20 protein-coding genes are annotated in these 22502 nt (G+C 29.2%); 2 read left to right on the top strand and 18 right to left on the bottom strand.

Going from position 1 to position 22502, the window contains the following annotated elements:
- Nucleotides 1–411 precede the first annotated feature (411 nt).
- The 15 genes from H612_RS0103155 to H612_RS0103090 all read right to left on the bottom strand — a co-directional run bounded on the left by H612_RS0103155 (nt 412) and on the right by H612_RS0103090 (nt 17544).
- Nucleotides 412–1152: a MerR family transcriptional regulator gene (locus tag H612_RS0103155; RefSeq protein ID WP_027130140.1), complete on the bottom strand. Its 741-nt coding sequence runs from the start codon at nt 1150–1152 to the stop codon at nt 412–414.
- A 294-nt stretch (nt 1153–1446) separates the two neighbouring features.
- Entirely contained in the window at nt 1447–4323 is a 2877-nt protein-coding gene (locus H612_RS10045) for a BspA family leucine-rich repeat surface protein (RefSeq protein ID WP_027130139.1), read from the bottom strand.
- Between the two features lie 202 nt (nt 4324–4525).
- On the bottom strand, nt 4526–5188 hold the full coding sequence (locus H612_RS0103145) for a methionine ABC transporter permease (RefSeq protein ID WP_027130138.1): 663 nt from the start codon (nt 5186–5188) through the stop codon (nt 4526–4528).
- On the bottom strand, nt 5188–6201 hold the full coding sequence (locus H612_RS0103140; RefSeq protein ID WP_035500249.1) for a methionine ABC transporter ATP-binding protein: 1014 nt from the start codon (nt 6199–6201) through the stop codon (nt 5188–5190). Before H612_RS0103140 ends, H612_RS0103145 begins: the two co-directional genes overlap by 1 nt.
- 356 nt (nt 6202–6557) lie before the next feature.
- On the bottom strand, nt 6558–7580 hold the full coding sequence (locus tag H612_RS0103135; protein WP_425402096.1) for a DHH family phosphoesterase: 1023 nt from the start codon (nt 7578–7580) through the stop codon (nt 6558–6560).
- The gene (locus H612_RS0103130) at nt 7556–8863 is read right to left on the bottom strand and encodes a DRTGG domain-containing protein (protein WP_027130135.1); all 1308 of its coding nucleotides are present in this window, start codon (nt 8861–8863) and stop codon (nt 7556–7558) included. Before H612_RS0103130 ends, H612_RS0103135 begins: the two co-directional genes overlap by 25 nt.
- Before the next feature lie 272 nt (nt 8864–9135).
- Nucleotides 9136–10512, bottom strand: a complete 1377-nt coding sequence (gene glmU / locus H612_RS0103125) for a bifunctional UDP-N-acetylglucosamine diphosphorylase/glucosamine-1-phosphate N-acetyltransferase GlmU (RefSeq protein ID WP_027130134.1) — start codon at nt 10510–10512, stop codon at nt 9136–9138.
- Nucleotides 10505–11359, bottom strand: a complete 855-nt coding sequence (purR, locus tag H612_RS0103120; RefSeq protein WP_027130133.1) for a pur operon repressor — start codon at nt 11357–11359, stop codon at nt 10505–10507. Before purR ends, glmU begins: the two co-directional genes overlap by 8 nt.
- Before the next feature lie 228 nt (nt 11360–11587).
- Complete coding sequence (locus H612_RS09010) at nt 11588–12805, bottom strand: HAMP domain-containing sensor histidine kinase (RefSeq protein WP_245570438.1); 1218 nt, start codon at nt 12803–12805, stop codon at nt 11588–11590.
- Between the two features lie 164 nt (nt 12806–12969).
- Complete coding sequence (locus H612_RS10360; protein WP_281170288.1) at nt 12970–13182, bottom strand: winged helix-turn-helix domain-containing protein; 213 nt, start codon at nt 13180–13182, stop codon at nt 12970–12972.
- On the bottom strand, nt 13085–13582 hold the full coding sequence (locus H612_RS09005) for a response regulator transcription factor (protein WP_051210113.1): 498 nt from the start codon (nt 13580–13582) through the stop codon (nt 13085–13087). Before H612_RS09005 ends, H612_RS10360 begins: the two co-directional genes overlap by 98 nt.
- A 308-nt stretch (nt 13583–13890) precedes the next feature.
- Nucleotides 13891–14355: a DUF4231 domain-containing protein gene (locus H612_RS09000; RefSeq protein WP_051210112.1), complete on the bottom strand. Its 465-nt coding sequence runs from the start codon at nt 14353–14355 to the stop codon at nt 13891–13893.
- A 297-nt stretch (nt 14356–14652) separates the two neighbouring features.
- Nucleotides 14653–15351, bottom strand: a complete 699-nt coding sequence (locus H612_RS0103100; RefSeq protein WP_027130132.1) for a hypothetical protein — start codon at nt 15349–15351, stop codon at nt 14653–14655.
- A gap of 61 nt (nt 15352–15412) precedes the next feature.
- A complete protein-coding gene (locus H612_RS0103095; RefSeq protein ID WP_027130131.1) occupies nt 15413–15940 on the bottom strand; it encodes a hypothetical protein in 528 nt (175 codons plus the stop codon).
- Nucleotides 15941–16242: 302 nt separating this feature from the next.
- On the bottom strand, nt 16243–17544 hold the full coding sequence (locus tag H612_RS0103090; protein ID WP_027130130.1) for a hemolysin family protein: 1302 nt from the start codon (nt 17542–17544) through the stop codon (nt 16243–16245).
- Nucleotides 17545–17803: 259 nt separating this feature from the next.
- Here H612_RS0103090 and H612_RS08995 point away from each other — a divergent pair, with 259 nt between their 5' ends.
- Nucleotides 17804–18733 carry an alpha/beta fold hydrolase gene (locus H612_RS08995; RefSeq protein WP_035500248.1) on the top strand — a complete coding sequence of 310 codons (930 nt, stop codon included), beginning with the start codon at nt 17804–17806 and terminating at the stop codon, nt 18731–18733.
- A gap of 54 nt (nt 18734–18787) precedes the next feature.
- The gene (locus tag H612_RS0103080; protein ID WP_027130129.1) at nt 18788–19615 is read left to right on the top strand and encodes an acetylxylan esterase; all 828 of its coding nucleotides are present in this window, start codon (nt 18788–18790) and stop codon (nt 19613–19615) included.
- Between the two features lie 131 nt (nt 19616–19746).
- Here H612_RS0103080 and H612_RS0103075 read toward each other — a convergent pair whose 3' ends face one another.
- Genes H612_RS0103075 through atpG form a run of 3 tightly spaced genes read right to left on the bottom strand, consistent with a single transcriptional unit; the run spans nt 19747 to nt 22496 of the window.
- A complete protein-coding gene (locus H612_RS0103075; RefSeq protein WP_027130128.1) occupies nt 19747–20151 on the bottom strand; it encodes a F0F1 ATP synthase subunit epsilon in 405 nt (134 codons plus the stop codon).
- A 19-nt stretch (nt 20152–20170) separates the two neighbouring features.
- The gene (atpD, locus tag H612_RS0103070; RefSeq protein WP_027130127.1) at nt 20171–21586 is read right to left on the bottom strand and encodes a F0F1 ATP synthase subunit beta; all 1416 of its coding nucleotides are present in this window, start codon (nt 21584–21586) and stop codon (nt 20171–20173) included.
- Nucleotides 21587–21626: 40 nt separating this feature from the next.
- The gene (gene atpG / locus H612_RS0103065; protein ID WP_027130126.1) at nt 21627–22496 is read right to left on the bottom strand and encodes an ATP synthase F1 subunit gamma; all 870 of its coding nucleotides are present in this window, start codon (nt 22494–22496) and stop codon (nt 21627–21629) included.
- Nucleotides 22497–22502 lie beyond the last annotated feature (6 nt).

Here is a 22502-nt window from a genome sequence, read left to right as displayed (position 1 = left end):
TCCCGTCACTTTTATTTTACTACAAATGATAATCAATATCAATATATTTCTATACAATATTTTATTTATTTTCTATAATATTAAGTTTTTCTAATAATAAAAAAGAAGCAACTCAAAAATTATGATTTTTATAAAAATCATAATTTTTTAGAATCGCTCCTTTATAAATTTATGCTATTAATCTTAAAAGAATAAAACAATTTATAAAATTTTTCTCTTCACCTACTCAAGGATAGGTAATTTATACAAATACTGAAAACACTTAATAAGAGAAAGTTCCTCAAAAGAAGTAACTAAAGCAAGCTATACGACTAGTTTGTTTCTACTGAAAAATGATATTTACTCATCATAATCTTTTATTTTCAAAAACTAACATTAACTTTGCTTTTTGCATCAGCTTTTTTATAATATTTATTTACTCTCTTTTTTTACATATTCTTGGATTGCATCACATACATATTGAGCAACACCTTCACCAAACTTATCCATATTTTGTTTGAATTCAGGATTTTTCACATAACCCCACCCAATATATCCAAATACTTCGTAAGAGCAATCAAAAGAATATTCACATATATGTTTATGCAAGTCATGAGCTAACTTGATATTTTCTTGTGATACTGACTGTACTCCTTTTTCCATATTTTCTGCAAAAGCAAAAAATATTTTATTAAATCCGTCAGTAAGTTCTTTTTCCTTACCTTTTTGTCTATCAATTGCTTTTCTTATAACTTCTTCTCCATATTTATCAATTGCAGCTTGAGTATATTTTTGGTTATGTTGATAAGTAAAACCAGTAAATTTTTCTTCTGCAGTCATAGCGATCTTCCTTTCTTGTGATATTATCGTTTTTTCTAATGTATCTATTAGTGTTAGAAGTTTATTTTTTTCATTTTGCATTAAATGTAACTGTTTTTTTAAATGAATTAGTAAATCACTATCTTCTTCTATCAATAATTTTTTTATTTGTTTTAAAGAAAATCCCAAATATTTATAAAATAGTATTGTCTGCAAAGTTGATATATCTTCTTCTGAATAATATCTATACCCATTTTCATATTTTTGTGGTGATAAAAGTTTGATTTGATCATAATAATGTAAAGTGCGCACCGATACACCACTAATTTCACTTACTCTTTTTATTAAATACAATTTTATTACCTCCTAACAATATAAAGTATATATTATTACGTAACGTTATAGTCAAGAATATTTTAAAAATTTTTTTAATATTTAAAACTTGATAGTCTACAAATAATAGTTTTAAATAAATTTCAAAAAGTTAGTATTTTATAATATAAATTTATCAACAAGAATTATCTCTATCTTTTCTCATTTTAATGATTTTAATTTTATCTTTAGAATTTATTATATAGTTAAAAAATGAGAACCGCAAGTTGCAGTTCTCATTTTTTTGGGAAGTATTTTACATTTTTTTAGTTATTTTTATTTTGTTCTTCTTCTCATTAAACTTATTAATAATCCGAATGCTAGACCTACTACACCTACTGTTGCAGTGTAAATTGATTTTAATCCTGTATTTGATAATACTTTTTGTCCATTTGCATTAATATTAGTTGCACCTGTTTGAACTTTATTATTCATTTGGTTTGCCTTTTTACTTACTATTGCAAATTTACTAAAGTGTGATACTTCAAATACTACTTCACCGTTTACTACTCTTGATGGAATTTTTTCTAATGTTCCATCTTCTTTTACGTGATATACTTCTACATTAGTTTCCCCTTTGGCTAATGCTATTCTCACTGTACGCATTTTATTTACACTTACTTCTTTTCCACCTTTTGTCATTTTCAAATCTAATACTCTTACTGTATCAGCATTTAATTGTTTTTTAATTTTTTCTATTAGTGACTTGTCTTCTACTTTTCTGACTTTTAAGCCATCGGCATCCACTTTTTCACCATAAACTACTGTCACTATTCCTGCACTATTTTCTATTTTAAATTCTTTGTGCATATTGTCTTTTGGTGGCATTTGGTCTTTATCATCCGCTTTAGGTGGTTTTGGTGCCTCTGGTTTCTTATCTTCACCTTTATTTCCTGGTTTTTGCTGTTCTGGAATTTTTTCTCCCTTATCTTTTCCTTCTGGTTTTGGAGCTTCCGGTTTCTTACCTTCTTCTCCCTCTTTTTCTTTTGGTGCTTGAGGTGTGTTTGGTTTATTTTCCTCTTTACCTTTTTCCTCTGTTTTTGGTGGTACCGGCATATCTGGTTTTTTATCTTTTTCTTTATCTTCTGCTTTTGGCGGTTGTGGTGTTTCCGGTTTTTCTACCGGTGGTTGCGGTTGTTTCGGTTCGCTTGGCTTTTTACCTTCATCTTTATTATCTGGCTTAGATTGTTCTGGTTTTTCCGGTTTTTTGTCTTCACCTTTATTTTCCGGTTTTGGTTTTTCTGGAGTTTTTTCTCCTTTATCTTTTTCTTCTGGTTTTGGAGCTTCCGGTTTTTTACCTTCTCCTCCCTCTTTTTCTTTTGGTGCTTGAGGTGTATTTGGTTTATTTTCCTCTTTACCTTTTTCTTCTGTTTTTGGCGGTTGTGGCATTTCTGGTTTTTCTACCGGTGGTTGTGGTGTTTTTGGTTCACTTGGCTTTTTACCTTCGTCTTTATTATCTGGCTTAGATTGTTCTGGTTTTTCCGGTTTTTTGTCTTCACCTTTGTTTTCCGGTTTTGGAGCTTCTGGAGTTTTTTCTCCTTTATCTTTTTCTTCTGGTTTTGGTGGTACCGGCATATCTGGTTTTTTATCTTTTTCTTTATCTTCTGCTTTTGGCGGTTTCGGTGCCTCTGGTTTTTCTACCGGTGGTTGTGGTTGTTTCGGTTCACTTGGCTTTTTGCCTTCATCTTTATTATCTGGCTTAGATTGTTCTGGTTTTTCCGGTTTTTTGTCTTCACCTTTGTTTTCCGGTTTCTTACCTTCTTCCTCTTTTTCTTTTGGTGGCTGAGGTAATTCAGGTTTTTCATCTTTTTTTGGTGGTCTTGGAGGAACTGGGAGATTAGTAAATCCATCTTTTGCTTTTTTCAAATTCTCCTCTAATTCTTCTTTTGTTGCTGACCCCATAATTAAATCTTCATAGTTTTTCTTAGCTTCTTCTTTTAGTTTTTTAAATTCTTCTATTTTTTTAGTCTTGACATCTGATTCATCATCTGAATTTTGAATGTTTTTTATACCTTCTTCTATTGCTTTTTTAACCAATTCATCTAGTTCTTTTTTAGCTTTTTCTTTAGCAATTTCTAGTTCGCTTTTTTCTTCTGCTTTCCACTTAGCAGACACCACTGTGTCGTTTGTAATATTTTTTGTTGTAATATCAGATTCGCTCCACCCCTCAAACTTATTACCTTCTTTTTCTGGATCTGTAGGAATAAAACTTGGATCTATTTGTTTGCCTTCTTTTACTTTTAGTGTTTTTAGTACTTGATCACCATCTTTAAAAGTAACTGTTTTAAAACCTTCCATTTTCATATTAAAATTACTTGGCACAGCCACTGTTGTTAAACTAGTAGTATCTTTAAAAATATCTTCATTCCCATCTACCGCCAGTGTATTTTGTATTTTACTTGTATCAAAAGACGTTAAATCTAATGTTTTTAATGATGAAGCACCGTCAAACATATTTGCAAAATCTGTTACTTTTAAAGTATTAAAGTTTGGGCCGAAATTTATTTTTGTTAATTTTGTAGCTTTATGGAACATATAGCTCATATCACCTACATTGCTTGTATTCAATTTACTTAAATCAACTTCCGTTAATGCAGTTCCTTGCAACATTCCTTTAAAACCAGTCGCATTTGAGGTATCAAAACCACTAAAATCAATTTTTTCCAATTTATTATATTCATAAAACATATAATTTAAAGATCCATTAGCTTTAACACCTGGTTTAAATACTACTGATTTTATTTGTTCTTTATACTTCCTAATTTCTTTTCCATAATTAGTAGCAGTACTCATATCAGAATCACTAGTGGCCCAAGTTTTATTCCCACTATCAAAGCTTCCTGTCGTTCCTGATGTTGGCGAAAACTCTAAAGTTCCATTTTTTAAAACTTTCCATGTAACTGTTCCTAAAGTACCAGTTGCATTATTGTCAATTAGATTTTCATCTTTTACTTTTTCTTCTTTTGTTTTTTCACCATCTGCTTTCTCCTGAGTAGTTGCAGTTGCAGAACTATCAGAACTACTACTTAAGTTAGCATGAGCAGTTGCTCCACCGCTAACAAAAATTAATGCAGCAACCGTTACACTTACAGCTCCTACACTATACTTTCTTATCGAATATATATTTTTTTTATTCTCTCTCTTTCTAAACATTTATTTTCTCCTTTATTTTCCTACATATATTCTACCTTTCACATATAAATTTGATATGAAATTTATGCAATTATATAGACAATATTGTTATTAAAAATAAAGAAAAAAGAGGTTAGAAAAACTAACCTCTAAATAATTAAAAAAATTAATTTTTAATTATTTTATCTATAAGTATTTTTATTCTTAACTTTATATTTTAAATTTATCTTTTATCTATTTTTTTAACTACTGCATCACCCAAAATTTGGATAGCAAAAACAATAATTAGAATTAAAATAGTTGCAACAAATGTCAAAGTGCTGTTATTACGTTGGAAACCGTCAAGATAGGCTAGATTCCCCAGTCCACCTGCTCCTATTACACCTGCCATTGCCGTTGAACCAACAAGTGCTATTGCTGTTACTGTTAAACCTGAAATAATAGCAGGCAAGCTTTCTGGTATTAATACTTTGGTAATAATTGTTGAATTTTTTGCTCCCATTGCACGTGCCGCTTCTATTACACCTTTGTCGACTTCACGAAGACCAATTTCAACAAGTCTTGCATAAAATGGTGCAGCAGAAATAATAAGTGCAGGTATGGCAGCTTGTACACCAATAATCGTTCCTATTAATACTTTAGTAAATGGAATTAATAATACTATCAAAATAATAAATGGTATTGCTCTAAAAATATTAACTATTGCTGTTACTATCGTATAAAATCCTTTACCAAAAGCACTTTTACTATTAGAAGTTACATAAAGAAGTAATCCTAAAAATAAACCTATTATAAATACCAATATTAATGACTCAAATGTCATAATTAATGTTTCTACTGTTTTATCTTGAACTTTTTCCCAGTTAACTCTTGAAAAATCAAACATTATAACACCTCCGTTAAAATACTTAGTTCATTTAATCTAGCTATTACCTTTTTAATATTTTCATCAGTTCCTAGTAGTTGGACAAACAAAGTTCCAATATTCGCATCTGCCGTTTTATCTATATGCCCATTAATTATTGTAAAATCAAAATCAATTTCCTTGACTAAGGTACTAAGAATTGGCTTTTTAGATGTATTATTATTAAAAGTAAATTTAATAATTGTACCTTCTGAAAAGATTTTTTTCCATTCTTCTATATTTTCTCTTTCTTCTATTTGTGAAGCAAATGATGTTTGACTTAAGAATTTTTTTGTAACCTCTTTTTGTGGATAGTAGAACACATCCGAAACCAAACCGTCTTCTGCTATCGTCCCACCATCTATTACAGCAACTTTCGTACAAATAGTTTTTATAACATTCATCTCATGGGTAATTAATACTACTGTAATATTAGTTTTTGCATGAATTTCTTTTATTAGATTTAACACTTCTGCTGTTGTTTCTGGATCAAGTGCACTTGTTGCTTCATCGCAAAGTAAAATCGTAGGATTTCCTGCTAATGCACGTGCTATGCCTACTCTTTGTTTTTGACCACCTGATAGTTGGGAAGGATAAGCATTTTTTCTATCTTCTAATCCTACTAATTTTACCAATTCTTCCACTCTTGATTTTATTTCAGCTTTTGACTTTCCTAAAATTTCTAACGGAAAAGCAATATTTTCTGCAACAGTTCTGCTCCATAATAAATTAAAATGTTGGAAAATCATTCCTATCTTTTGACATTTTAGACGTCTTTCTTCTTCAGTTATTTTATTGAAATCATCACCAACAACTATGACTTCTCCATCGGTAGCAACTTCCAAACCATTTAATAATCTTACTAACGTTGACTTCCCTGCTCCTGAATATCCAATTATTCCATAAATATCGCCTTCTTCAACCTTCAAATTAATATCTTTTAGTGCATGAACTTTATTATTATATATTTTATTTACATTTTTTAACTCTATCATAATTATTATCCTTTCTATAATTTTTTAAATTAAAAAACACCCTTACTCTATAAACATAGAATAAGGGCGTCATAACGCGGTACCACCTTAATTTTCACTTAGGCTACTAACATAGCTTATCCTGTAACGTGGACACACGAATAAAGTTTACAAAAATCGTTTACTTTACTAACCACTCGAACCATTTTCCTAAATTTTGTAATGTGCATTTTCAGCGAACAGCACTCTCTAAAATCACAAATATTTAATACTTATTCAAGTATCGGTTTTTATTAAGTTCTCTAAAGTATATCATTATCTTACTTTGCTGTCAAGCAAAGTAAATCAACTTATAATTTCAAAGAATAAACACTAAGTTATCTTTCGTTAGTTTTTATATATTCTGAAACTACTCTTGCCAAATCATCAAGAAGATCATCAAATTCTTCCCAATTTTTGACAGTTGCACCACTAGCAAGTGGATGTCCACCACCTACATATTTTTCTGCAAGTGTATTTATTACTGGTCCTTTTGAACGCAACCTAACACGAACTTTATTACCTTCGTCTATTGCAAAACACCAAGCATAAAGTCCTTTTAAACTTCTTATTAAATTAACTCCAGTAGAGACTTCCCCCGGGTCAACCTCGTATTTATCCATATCTTCTTTAGTAATCTTCAAATATGCTACACCGTCTTGATAAACATTATAATTTTCAAAGATAAATGCTCTAAAACGCATAAGATTATCATCAATAATTTCCATTTTATCAAGGAGTTCACTCATATTAAAGTTATATCTAATAAGTTCAGAAGCAACTTTTAAAGTATCAGCAGAGGTATTAGGGAATAAAAATCTTCCAGTATCTCCCACAATTCCAAGATATAATAATTTCGCTGCTTCGTCATTTAAGATAATATTGTATTTTTTATTTAGATATGTGTAAAAATTATAAATTAGCTCACTACAAGACGAAACTTCAGTATTAACCAAATTTATATTCGCATAATTATCCAATGGTGGATGATGATCAATTTTTATTAAAAAATTATTTTTTGTGAATAATTTTCCATCAATCCTTGGGAAATTTGCTGTATCTGTAACAATAACTAATGCATCTTCATAATTTTCTTCTGTTACTTCACTATTCTCAAATAGAAAACTAAGTGATGGCGAGTCTTTTCCTACAGTTATTACTGTTTTTTCCGGAAAGTTAGTTTTTATTATTTGGTACATAGCTCCTTGTGAACCATAAGCATCTGGATCTGGTCTTTCATGCCTGTGGATAATTATTTTGTCACTTTCTTTTATTTTAAGAAAGATCTCTTCATATAAAGTTTCGTAGTTTTCTTTCATTAAACTTCTTCTTTCTTTTAATTTCTTTGGAATACTTGGCATGTTACCATAGCTTTAGCAACCAATTCTGTTTTATCATATACTTCCACATCAAATTTTGCCGTTTTTCTTCCAATATCTAAAATAATAGTTTTTGTTGTTATTGTTCTATCTAAAGGAACTGATTTTAAGAAATACAATGAAACATTTTGCATAAGTACTTCACTTCTATTATAGTTATAACTTGTTATATGAATTGATTCATCTATAATGCTAAGTAGTGCCGAACTTGAAAACGTACCAAATTGGTCTAACATTTGCGGAATAACTTTCACCTGTAAACCGTCTGCTCTCGGTACAATTCCTTTACGCATAATTTCATCAAATGTATCGTTATTATGCCCTTCTTGGAATCTATTATTTGTTAATAGTGAGTTAATAACTATCTTTCTAGTAACAACACCAAGAAGCGTATTTTTGGCGTCAATAACCGGCATAAGTTCATAACCTTCTGAAAGCATTGTATTCGCTACAGATGAAATCGGAGTATCCAATGTAGTTGTTGCTACTTTTCTTTCCATAACTTCTTTGATAAGAGCGTCCTTCTCTTGTAAGAAAACATCACGTGCTGTAACAATACCAACTAACTTTCCATACTCATTTATTACTGGATATCTCGTATGACCTGCTTCTAACTGAAGATCATACCAATCCTTTACAGTGTTATTAAGATTTATTGTGTATAATTTTTCTACTTTTATATAAATACTTTCTACAGTAATAATATCTCTTTTAATTATTTGATCATTAGTAACACGATTTATTAAATGAGTAACAGAGAAAGTATCATGTGGTGTTATAATAAGTGGTAGATTTTTGCTATCTGCAAGTGTTTTTATATTATCATTTGGAATATATCCACCTGTTACTAAAATAGCACAGCCTTTTTCTAACGCCATTTCTATAATTTTCGGACGATTTCCTATTATCAACAATGTTCCTTGTCTTATATGTTGACCTACTTGTTCAGAATCCATTGCTCCAATTGCAAAATCTTGAACTATTTGATGAATTCCACCACGTCCTGCAATAAGTTGTCCACTTACGATATTTACGATTTCTGAGTAAGATAACTTTTCAACATTGTCTCTTTCTTTTTTCTGAATCCTTACAGTTCCCACTCTTTCTATTGAAGATACGAAACCTCTATTTTCAGATTCTTTTATCGCTCTATAAGCAGTTCCCTCACTAACTTTTAGTTCTTTTGCAACTTGACGAACTGAAATTTTACTACCTATTGGTAGGCCTTTTATATATTCTAATATTTTTTGGTGTTTTGATTTCAATGTTATTCCTCCTTATATTTTTATTATAATACAAAGTTTTTATTTACAACATATTCTCTTTATAGTAATTATATACTTTTTAATCATCTATTTCAAGATATTAGAGAGTGAAATTTCAGTTAAATTACTTACATTTCACTCTCTTGATATAATTTTTTTATATTAATTTTTTTATTTCATAATATGAAATATATTTTTTTTCTTACTATTACAGTATAATATTTTATATTTTTTCTATAACACTTACTTTGTAATTTTTTTAAAATATATTATTATTTTCTTCCAGCTGGTAATTTTTTAGCGTAACCCATTTTATTTTCTTGCTTCACTCTCGCTATTACTAATGAATCATCTGGAACATTTTCTGTAACTGTCGTTCCTGCCGCTACTACTACGCCATCTCCGATTTCTAATGGAGCTACTAAGTTAGAATTACATCCAACAAAAGTATCACTGCCTATTTTTGTTTTATATTTATTTTTTCCATCATAATTTACAGTGATAGTTCCACAACCGATGTTTGTGTTGTTTCCGACAGTTGTATCCCCTAAATAACTAAGATGAGCTGTTTTTGAACCATCCCCATATGTTGTTTTTTTCAGTTCTACAAAATTTCCTACACGAACATCTTCTCCTAGTTCACAATTATTTCTAATGTGAGAATATGGACCGACACTAGTATTATTTCCTATTTTTGAATCACTTATTGTCGAAGACAAAATTTTTACCCCATTTCCTATAATTACATTTTCTAAATATGAATTAGGTTTTATTTGACAGTCTTCTCCGATAACTGTATTTGATTTTATAGTTACATTGGGATAGATGGTAGTGTCTCTACCTATTTCTACATCTGGAGCTATATAAGTATTATTTGGATCAACTAGAGTTACACCCGCTAGCATATGTTTTGTGTTAATTCTATTTCGCATAACATTTTCAGCATATGCAAGTGCTACCCTATCATTTACTCCAAAAGTTTCATCGAAATCATCACATAAATATGTTTCGATAATCTCTTTACGCTCTCTTATTAATGCTAATACATCCGGCAAATAGTACTCACCTTGTTTATTATCATTTTTTACTTTTTCTAACATTTCAAACAAAAGTTTATTATCAAAGCAATATATTCCAGAATTAATTTCTTTTATTTGCTTTTCTTTTTCTGTCGCATCTTTTTCTTCTACTATTTTAACAAGTTTTCCATTAACATCTCGGATAATTCTTCCATACGCAAATGGATTTTCCGCATAAGCTGTTAAAACTGTTGCTTTTGCATTTGTATTTTCATGATGATCCAACATATTGTTTATTGTTTCTGATCTAATAAGTGGTGTATCACCATACATTACAATAGTTGTTCCTTCTTTATCCTTAAGTTCATCTTTGGCTACTTTTACAGCATGTGCGGTTCCTAATTGTTCAGCCTGAAGAACAAATTTTGTTCTACCTTCCAGCACCTTTTTTACACGTTCAGCTCCATGACCTACTACCGTAATTATCTCTTTCATTTTTAGGTCATTTAAACTATCTAAAACAAGTTCAACCATCGTTCTATCACATACTTTATGAAGTACTTTATATAATTTTGATTGCATTCTTGTTCCTTTACCAGCTGCCAATATTACCGCATATCTATTATTCATTATTAAATTCCTCTTTCCTAACCTCTCTTAATTTATCTATAACATTCCCTAATTTCACGTTAAAGGTTCCATTAAATTCATCAATGTTATCTATTTTTGACAAATATAGATAATCATCCTCATGTTCTCTTGGCGAATCGAAGCACTGGGTAATTATTACTTTTCCTACTACTTCGGCATCAAACTCGCTCATAAGACTCTCCATACCAGTCAACACTCCACCACCACGCATAAAGTCATCAACTAATAAAACTTTTGAATGAGTCTTCAAACTTCTTTTTGATAAAATCATCGTTTCTATTTTTTTGGTTGAACCTGAAACATAATTAATCGCCACAGTTGTCCCTTCAGTTACTTTATTATCACGTCTTATTATTATAACCAGTTTATTTAATATAGAAGCAATAGCGTATGCTACCGGAATACCTTTAGTAGCTACTGTCACTACAGCATCAATATCCTTATTTTTGTATATAGTTGCTATAACTCTTCCTAATTTATTCATTAAACTAGGATTACCAATTATATCGGACATAAAAATATATCCACCAGCTAATAGTCGATCTCCATCTTTTATCTTTTCTATAAAACTATCAAGAATTTTTTTAGCATCTTCTTCTACTAAAGTTGGGGTGAAAATAACCCCACCACTAACTCCGGCTAATGTCTTTACTTCTCCAATATTTTCTTCTTTAAATCCTGTTTTTATTATATGGATATCTTCACTTATAGAGGATTTTGCTTGATTGAATTTTGACACAAAATAAGTTAATGGTATTAGCTTATTCGGATTATTTAGTAAATATTCCGTCATTACTACTATTCTTTCACTTCTTTTTAGTTTCATCTTATACTCCTTAAATCGTATATTATACGTTAATGATACCATTATTGTTCGTATTAGTAAAGCAAAAAATAGTTTATATACTTTTTTAATATATATTCATAATAATTTCATTTTAGATAACTATCATAAAGAAAAAAATTAGCTAATAAATTAGCCTGCTAAGCTAATATTAAAAAATTATTATATCCTTAAATTAAGTAAATTTCCAATAAAAAAATCAGAGTATCTTTAAATACTCTGATCTGTATCGTGCGTGTTATCTAAAACTCCTTCTAAATTTATTTTAAATCTCATCCCCTTTTCAAAAGGCATAAAACTATATTCCATTTGGTAACTTTCTAGTATATTCTTTACAATATAAAGCCCTACCCCTGTTCCTTCTTGTAATTTATTAACAACTTGTGAATGATAAAATATATTAAACAAATTTTCTAATTCCTTTTCATTTAACGGATCACATTCATTATCTATTATCACACAACTGTTTTCAACATAAATTGATACCTCTGTATTTTTATTAGAGTATTTTATAGCATTACTTATAACATTTGATAAAATTTTTTCCAATGCATGAAAATTCATCACAACAACAATATCATCAAAAACTTCATTATGAATGACTATATTTTTCACAACATAAAGTTCTCTATAACGTTTTATAATTTGTTCCAAATTTTCTTTTAAATATAGCTTTTCTTTATCCTCTGTCCATTCTTCAAATTTTGATGACTCTAAAATATTCTTTAATAATTCATTTAAATTATCAATTTGACGTATACTTTTTTCTAAGTAAGTAGTGTGATCTCTATATTTTCCTACATTACACTTCATACTCTCCAATAATATTCTAACACTTGTCAGTGGAGTTTTAAATTCATGAGAAACTCCACGTAAAAAAGCTACTTTTTGTTCTTGAAGATTTAATAAATTTTCGTTTGTTTTCTCAAGTTCATCAATAGTTGATAATAAATTTTTATAAACTTTGTTAATTTGAAAACCCACCTCCCCTAACTCATCTTTATTATCTTCATTAAATTTCGCATCATACTCCATATTCTCCATTTTTTTAGTTATTTTTGCTATATGCAACAATGGCGTAACTAACTTTTTTGAATAGAAATGCGAAAAAATAATTGAAAAAATCAAAGTTGAAATTAATGTAAAAGGAAGATAAAGTAGTGTTATATCAATAGCATCTTGTAGCAAATTACTTCCTACCACAAACTGAACAGTTACTGCTTTATCTTCCTTTGTTCTTATTATTCTTTCCTCAACAATAATATAACCAGCATGGTCTCTTTCATCTATTGTTAAATCATGAACTAGAGGGAGCTTCCCATTAGCTACATCTTTTTTTAAATGTGCGGTTATATTAATGTTTTTGGAATAAGCAATTAGTATTTCTGTTATATCAGCTTCACTCTTTCCTTTTAAATATTCCACCATAATGTCTGCACTGCGACAAATTTTCTCTTTTTGACTATTTATATAATACGATGGAAAGGTAATATAAATAATCACATGTATAAAAATGATAATACTATTTAAGATTCCCAGAATTTTGAAAAATGTTTTAGGAAAAATTTTTATGTTTTTTATCATAATTTTTATCATAGGCTCATTTTATATCCTACATTCTTTATGGTAACTATACAATCTAAACCCAACTTTTTCCTCAAATTTTTCACATAAGAATCTATTATCCTATCGAATGGTATATCATCTTTATCTTTCCACACAGCATCTAATATAGTATCTCTCGTAACAGCTTTGTTTACATTGTTCAAGAAAAATTTCAGAATCTTTATATTTCCAAATATCATGTTCTCTATAATGTCTTTCTAACAAAACTTCTACTCTTTTTTGTAATAGTGCTAGAGAAACTGGTTTTACAACATAGTCATCTGCTTTCAGATCAAAACCTTTTAATTGTATTGGTTCATCTTCGAGTGCACTCAAAATAATGATAGGAACTGCACTTTTACTACGAATTTCTCTTAATACCTCGAATCCATCTTTCTTGGGTAAGAGTAAATCCAGAACTATTAGATGTATACTGTACTTATCGAATAATTCCATAGCTTCAATCCCATCCATCGCACGTAAAACAACATATCCTGCTTCTTTTAAATATTCACCTATACCTTCTAAAATAAGTTCTTCGTCATCTACAACTAATATATTATAATTCATTTCTAACCTTTCTATCTTACTACCTTCCACAAAAAAATTTCTACTCCACTACCTATATAAAAAAGTAGGCCGTAGATAATTATAGACAAGAGTAAAAACAAAAATTTAAATTTCTTGATTTTACTCTTATCATTTTTATCATAATAAATTATTTTCAAAATTTAAAATAAAACTTTTTTATCTAAATCAAGCAAATCATCATAGATTCAAATTAGTCTTTTTTAGTAATTATACGACAATATTTTTATATCCACCCCTTATTTCTACACTATTCTATTTTTAAATCCTCAATTACATCATTAATACACCTAAAGAAAAAATATATTTTCACGCTATATTTACAACGCTACATTAGTTTCTTTTGGTGTGGGTACTTTAATTTCCTTACTTTGAATAACTTTCCAATTATTTATCTCTTCAGAAATAATAGCCTCACAAGAACTTATAAAAATAGTTAATGAATTTTTTTTATTTTCATATTTCTCCGCTTTCCCTTTGTATAAATACTTTTCTTTTTCTAATAATTGAACCGTATGTTGATAAGAAATCCAATGTTCTTTTGCATTGTACAAACTAATAATTCCTTCACATAACAAACCCAAACTAGCCAAGCAAACAGACAAAACTCTGTATTTATTACTTTCCATAGGAATAGCACAACACACCGCTATAAGAAACCCCGATAATATTTCCGTTATTTTTAGCACCTTATATCGCCGTCTATGCTGTATGCTTTTTTTTGTAAAAATTTCTATCTGAGCATTAACGCGCTTTTCAATATATTCTTGCTCTGATAGTTGCATTCTCACTCACACTCCTTTACTACAAAAATTCGAGAATCAATGATATATAACCCTATACCAATAAATTCTCTAAATTTACATATATAAATCCCCTTCCACCCCTAAGAAAGAGGTTTTATATAAGAAATCCCTATTAAGATTATATCACTCTGATATGGACTAAATATGGAATATTGAAAATATTATCATAAAAGTTCTAAAAAATTCTGAAAATATAAAAGTTTATTATTGAAATTCTATAAAGTGTTTTATTTATTTCTAACTCACCATTAAGACTTCTAAACTACTTCTTTACTTTTAGATTTTTCTAGTTATTATTTTAATTTTCTCTCGATTACGTGTTTCATAAATCATATTATCCTTCATGTATTTTATAAAATAAAACCAGTACTTATTATTACTTTCTATTTTTTTTCTTTCTATAAGTTTTTTGTAGTTTTTAAAATCAAAGATTAATATTTGAAAAACATTATCGCTTACTCTTATTACAAATATATAGATTTGTCTGTCTGCTTCTCTAGGTCTTGAAAACCACCCCTTCCATTTTCCAATAATCTTTTCATAATTTTTACTATAAAAAATATAGTCTTCAGATTCTCCCTCCAAAGTATCTTTTAATTTATCTTTTAATTTATCTTTTAATTCTATAAACAGCTTTTCCTTTATCTCTATAATATTGGTAGATTTATTCACATCAGGAAGCACGTAATCCTCTATATAATCACAAAAAATATATTCATCTATCTCATTAGAAAATTCATAATAATTTTTGCCATTAAACATACTGCAATCAATATATTCGCACCCTATAAAATTCTCACAGTTAAAATCACTATTAAAAGTACATCTTATAAAACTTTTATTTTTTAATTCTAAATTTCTTATTAATGAAAAATCAATACCAATAAAAACATCATACTCCTCACTAGAAAGAAATTCTAAATTCACATTTTTAGTTTTCACTATTGTTTTTATCAGTTGATTAATTAAATCCATTGTCTTATTAGCCCAATTCGTAATTTTATCATCATTAGCAATATTTTCAATATTTTCTTCTTTATTTGATACTCTCGGTTTTGCCAGTGTGGAGTGCCGCTAATATTCCTTCATAATTTAGCATATTAATTACATTAACAGCACCTTTATTTATTTTTTGACATTCTTCTATAGATTTCTTCCTATTTTGAAATTCATGATTACTAGAAATATATTCATAAGCTGTTAGAATATTTCTTAATTTTGAAATATCATAAATAGTAATATTATTTTCTTTAATATTATCTACAATTTCAGAAATTTGTTTATTGTAATTATCAGTAACCTCTATCATATTTTTTAATTCTTTAAAATAATAGTCGTTTTCTTTAAATTTTTTATCATAAATATAAGTTACTATCGCAGGTATTGCCAAAACAAATGTTGATAACCATTTTAAGAGTTCAATATTTAAATATTCTCCTCTTAAAAGAAAATATATCGCTGTACAAATTATTAAACTAATAAAAAGTGCTATTGCATAAACAAATGGAATATTATTTTTAGAGTATTCTTTTATTTTTAATACAAGTGTTCTAATCAAAAACATTTTTTTCTCCTTTCATAAAATAAATTTTATATAAAACTAAATTCAATACTTTTAAATTTCAACTCATTATATCACCGCTTTGTAATAACAATATAAAATCTCATTCTACTTAATAAAAATTCTTCTAAAATTATCACATAATTTATTTCAAAATTTGTCAAATAAAAAACTACGATTTCTTTCTAATCGTAGTTTTCTATATTTTTTATTATCTAAACATTTTCAGGAAAAATCTTAAAGTAATTTACTCAAGTATTAAATTCAATATTTTCCTTTTAAATTCCTCGCTTAAAGCCTAATTTTTATTTTTCTTTCCAAACTTCTAGTGTTCTTATTTGGTTTTCTTCTACTTTTCTTACCACAAAAGTAAGTTTATCTATTGAATACACAGCACCTACCTTAGCCTCATATTTTTCCATATACACGTAAGCACCTATTGTATCCACTTCTTCATGTGGAAGATTGACTTTGAAGAGTGCATTAATATCTTGGATTGGTACCCATCCATCTACAAGATAATGTCCATTCTTTAATTTTTTTATTAAACTTTGCTCATCTTCGTCAAATTCATCACGAATCTCACCAGTAATTTCTTCTACAATGTCTTCAAGAGTTACAACACCACTAGTTCCTCCATACTCATCGGTAATAACTATCATATGCTCACGATTTTGTTTTATTATCGAAAGCACTTGAGAAATTGGTGTATGTTCAAAAACTTTTATCGCTGGTGTTATATACTCTGTTAAATCTTCTGTTGTTTCTAATGGTTTATCGGTAAACAAAAGTTTCTTAACATTCAAAATACCTATGATTTGGTCTTTATCACCATCTTCTATAACTGGATATCTTGTATATTCTTCCTGCTTTAATTGACGCATTATGATTCCTAATGAATCGCTCATATCAATAGCTTCTACTTCTGTCCTTGGTGTCATAATTTCTTTAGCAATTTTGTTATCAAACTCAAAAACTCTCTCAACATAACGATACTCTGTATCATTAATTTGACCATGTGCTCTTGATGATTTCATAATTGTTCTTAATTCTTGTTCACTATGAATATCATCATGCTCTGAAGCTGGTTCAACTCCAAAAAGTTTCGCTATAAGATTTGCTAATGAATTTAACAACCAAACTAATGGACGCATTAACTTATCGAACATATACATTGGCCATGCTACTTTAAAACATGTTTTCTCTGCCTCTTGAATCGCAATAGTTTTTGGGACTAACTCCCCTAATACAACATGAAGTAGTGTCATAAAAGCAAACGAGAAAACTAATGAAATTGTATGCGTAAGAGTAGAACTCATATTAAACAGTTCAAATAATGGATTGAACAACGCATGAAAAGTTGACTCACCTAGCCATCCAAGACCTAATGATACGATAGTAATTCCTAACTGAGTTGCTGATAAATAATGATCTAATTGCTCTACCATAGTTAGCAGTATTTTGGCTGTTTTATTGCCAGTTTCTGCTAATTCTTTTATTCTAGTCGGTCTTAACTTCACAAGTGCAAATTCGAACATAACAAATATTGCAGAAGCCATTAGTAAAAATATTATAATTAAAATTTTAAATAAGATACTGAGATCCATAATGGTTTAATTTAACCTCTTTCTTGATATATTAATAAATAATTTTACTATATATAATAAACTTTTTCAAATATTATGATAAAAATTTTGCAGTAATTCTAATAATTTTCTAATAAAATAATTTAAAAATATCATACAATAAAAAGTTAAAAAATATAATATATAGTTTTATAGAATTTTTAAAGGTTATGTGCTACTATAAATTTACAAAGCACAAATACATAATCTAGTTAAAAATATTTTTTAAGGAGTAACTTATATGGACAAAAACGATGAGTTTAATAAATTTTGGAATAAAAAAATAGAATTTATAAATACTGTTTCACTAAATTATAATCTTACTAAAACTTCATTTTCTACTTTTGATAATATAGAATATTATGATCTGTACTTTACAAGCTTTGACGGTGCAAAAATTTATGCCAAATATTTAAAAAATAAAAAAATTAGAAAAAATATTCCCAAAAATAAAAAAATCCCTGTCCTTTTTTATTTCCATGGATATCCTGCCTCAAGTAGAAACTGGCTTGAAAAAACAGCATACTGTTCATTAGGATATGACATAATTGCTATGGATTTTAGAGGACAAGGTGGACTTAGTGAAGATATCGGCGGTGTTAAAGGAGCGACTGCATTTGGGCACATAATAGCTGGTATTGATGATGATATTAGCAATATGATCTATGTTAAAAATATTCTTGATATGTGTCTTTTAGTCAAAATTGTACAAACTTTTCCTGATATTGATAGATACAATTTAAATTCTTTTGGAGCATCACAAGGAGGAGCTTTTTCATTAATTTGTGCCGCACTAAATAAAGATATAAAAAAATGTATTTCACTATATCCATTTCTTTCTGATTTTAAAAAAATTTATGATCTTGATAAGGATATCGGAGCATACGAAGAACTTAGATTGTACTCAAGGTGGTTTAATGTTGATGGGAAATTAGATTCTAATCTTTTTAACAAACTATCCTTTATTGATAGTAAAAATTTTGCTCCAAAAATTTCAGCAAAAGTACTTTTTGGAATTAGTGCCTTAGATTCAGACTGTCCAGTTGAAACACAATATGCTCTTTTTAATAATATAAGCTCCGAAAAAAAATTATGCTTGTATAAAAAATATTCTCATGAAGACATTCCACCTTTTGGAAATGAAGTCTTAAGTTTTCTATTAGAACAATAATTGTCTAATTTAAATTTCTATCTAACACAAAATTTTTATGGAGAAATAATACAAATGAAATTAGAAAAAAATAGAAATATTTTATATTCAAAAAAACAAATTTTAAAAAATCACCCTTGTGCAAATTGTTACGAAGTTTATTTTTATGCAATAGATAATTCTAAAATTCAATTTGACATGATAATACCAAAAGATAAAATCAAAGGTGTAATTATAGAATTCCCAGAGTACAAAGTTTTAAATAAAGATTATCTAAGTTTAAGTAGATATTGTCTTTTGGGATATACTGTTATATCTGTCCATATAAGAGGACAAGCAGGTAATAGTGAAAATAACATATCTTGTTCGCATTTTCCACTATTAAATAATTACCAGTCCATACCATATTACAACTATGTCTTTCAAGATTGTCTTGATGTAATATCTATCACTCAAGAGATGTTTCCTAATTCTCCAATTTTCTTATGTGGAGTTGGACAAGGAGGAGCAATTAGTATCGTATGTTCAGCAATAAATAAAGCTATTCAAAAAATATTTGTTGCTGATGTCTCACTTTGTGATTTAGAAAATATTTATAATTCAGATAATGATATAAACTTCTATTCAAGTATAAGAGAATTCATCCGAGCTTATCCCCACAAAGAAAAAAATATGCTAAAGCAATTAAAAGAAATTGATATACTCAGTTACTCAAATAAGGTTCTTGCTAAAGTATATTACTGCTACTCACATCTTGATATAATTACTCCTAAAACTTCTCAAAACAAACTTATAAATTCTATAAAGGATATAGAAGTAATAAATTATAAAAAATTGGAGTATAAAAAAATATTTCAACATGCCTTTGATGAATTTTTATTAAAAAAGTTAGCAGAAGATTAGTATTAAACTTTAGAATAAAAAATTTTCCAATTCTCCATTATTTTTTGTCCACTACTAACTTATAATCTTTAAAAAATAAAAAGATATGAAGTCAAATTTTTCTGTAAGATTTCATATCTTTTTTTAAAAATTTATTTTTCTGTAACTTTCAAACGAGCTATTGCTTTTGCTAGTGCTAACTCTGCACGACGAACATCTAGACTATTAGTCTTTTTTTCTAATCTTTCTTCAGCACGTTTTTTAGCTCTTCTAGCACGTTCAACATCTATATCTTTTGCCAACTCTGCAGTTTGAACTATTACAGTTATTTTATTTTTATGTGTTTCTACAAATCCTTCGCTTATAGCTAGAGCTTCTTCTCTTCCGTCAGGAAAGACTACTTTCAATGGCCCAATTTTTAATGAAGCTACCATAGGAACATGGTTCGCCATTATTCCTAATTGGCCGCCTGGAGTATCCAACACAACCATAGAAGCCTCTTTCGCATTATAAGCTTCTCCATTAGGAGTAACAATACTTACATTTAAAGTATTCATCTTTTATCCTCCTATTGTATTATACTTCTACTCCTAAATTACGAGCTTTTTCTAATACATCTTCAATTCCACCTACAAGACGGAAGCAATCTTCTGGAATATGATCATACTTACCATCTAAAATTCCTTTAAATGCTTCTACTGATTCTGATACTGGAACGTAAGAACCAGGTTGTCCTGTAAATTGTTCAGCAACATGGAAGTTTTGTGATAAGAAGAATTGAACACGACGTGCTCTATCAACAGTTTTTTTATCTTCATCACTAAGTTCATCCATACCTAATATAGCTATAATATCTTGTAATTCACGATATTTTTGAAGTGTTCTTTGAATTTTAGTCGCAACTTGGTAGTGTTCTTCTCCTACAATTTCAGGAGCCAATGCTCTTGATGTAGAAGCTAGCGGATCAACAGCCGGATAAATACCCATTTCTGTCAACGCACGTTCAAGGTTAGTTGTTGCATCTAAGTGAGCAAATGTTGTTGCTGGTGCTGGGTCAGTATAGTCATCGGCAGGAACGTAAATCGCTTGGATAGATGTAACAGAACCTTTTTTAGTTGAAGTAATACGCTCTTGAAGACGCCCCATCTCTGTAGCAAGTGTTGGTTGATATCCAACGGCAGAAGGCATACGTCCTAATAACGCTGAAACCTCAGATCCTGCTTGTGTAAAACGGAAAATATTATCGATGAATAATAATACGTCTTGCCCTTCTTCATCACGGAAATATTCCGCCATTGTTAAACCAGTTAATGCAACACGCATACGTGCTCCCGGCGGCTCATTCATTTGTCCAAATACCATGGCTGTTTTATTAATAACACCCGAATCTTTCATTTCGTAATACAAGTCATTTCCTTCACGAGTACGTTCTCCTACTCCAGTGAAAACTGATAGTCCACCATGTTGTTGTGCTACGTTATTGATAAGCTCTTGAATAAGAACTGTCTTACCAACTCCGGCACCACCGAATAGACCAATTTTACCACCTTTGATATAAGGAGCAAGAAGGTCAATAACCTTGATACCTGTTTCTAATACTTCGACATGCGTTGATAATTCTTCAAAAGTTGGTGCTTCTTTATGGATAGATTCTTTTTGTACATCATCTCCTGCTTCTTCACCATTATCAACCGCTTCTCCTAGTACGTTAAATACACGCCCTAGTGTGTAATTCCCTACAGGAACTGTTATCGGTGCTCCTGTATCAACTACTTCTGCTCCTCTATTTAAACCATCAGTTGATGACATCGCAATAGTTCTCACGACATTATCACCAATTTCTAGAGAAACTTCAAGAACTAATTTTTCTTTTTTTCCATCGCCTTTGTCTACATAAACTTCAAGAGCATTCAGTAGATTAGGCATATGCCCTGATTCGAATTTAACATCTACTACAGGTCCCATAACTTGGAGAATATAACCTTTATTCATATGATGTTTGCTAACTTAATAGCTTCTCCTTTCTCATAAACTATTTTGTAGCTGCTGCTCCACTTACAATCTCTGTGATTTCTTGAGTAATTGCAGCTTGTCTTGCACGATTATATTTAATCGTAAGTGTATCAATAATATTTCCCGCATTATCAGTCGAATTTTTCATCGCTGTTTTTCTTGCAGAATGTTCACTAGCTTTACTATCTAATATACTACCATAAATCATACTCTCTGCATATTGTGGTAATAGTACATCTAGTACCGCTGCCTCACCAGGTTCAAATTCATAAGCTCCTGATACAACACTTTCTGAATTTGTGAATTGATCTGTATCCTCTATAGGTAGTACTTGGTTTTCTGTTACTACTTGTTGAATCATACTAACAAAGTGATTATAGTGAAGATAAATTTTATCATATTCTTTATCTATGAAATATCCTACTACTTTATTAGTTATTTCTTTAACCTGTGTGAAACTTGGCTCATCTGGTATATCTTTATAACTATCAATTATATTATAGCCATTTTTCCTGAAAAATTCTGCTCCATAATTTCCTATAGCAACTATTCCATACTCTGTAGTTTTATGTCTTTCATTTACAATATTAACAAAATTTCTGATAATATTAGCGTTAAAACCACCGCACAATCCACTATCACTAGTGATTACAACATAAAGAGTTTTCTTAGCATCTCTACGTTCTAGCATAGGATGTTTTGCATTACTTTCTTTTGAAAAAATAGTTCCTATAACTTCTTGCATTTTTCGTACATATGGATTGAATTTTTGTGTATTAGTTTGTGCTTTAAGGAGTTTTGAGGTAGAAACCATCTCCATCGCTTTAGTTATATGACTAGTTTTTTTGGTAGAATTGATTTTATTTTTAATATCTCTAAGTGACGCCAATTAATT

This window comes from Gemella cuniculi DSM 15828, assembly GCF_000425665.1.
Classification (GTDB): Bacteria; Bacillota; Bacilli; order Staphylococcales; family Gemellaceae; genus Gemella; species Gemella cuniculi.
Note: the sequence above shows the minus strand (reverse complement) of the source record. Positions and strands in the feature narration are given on the sequence as shown.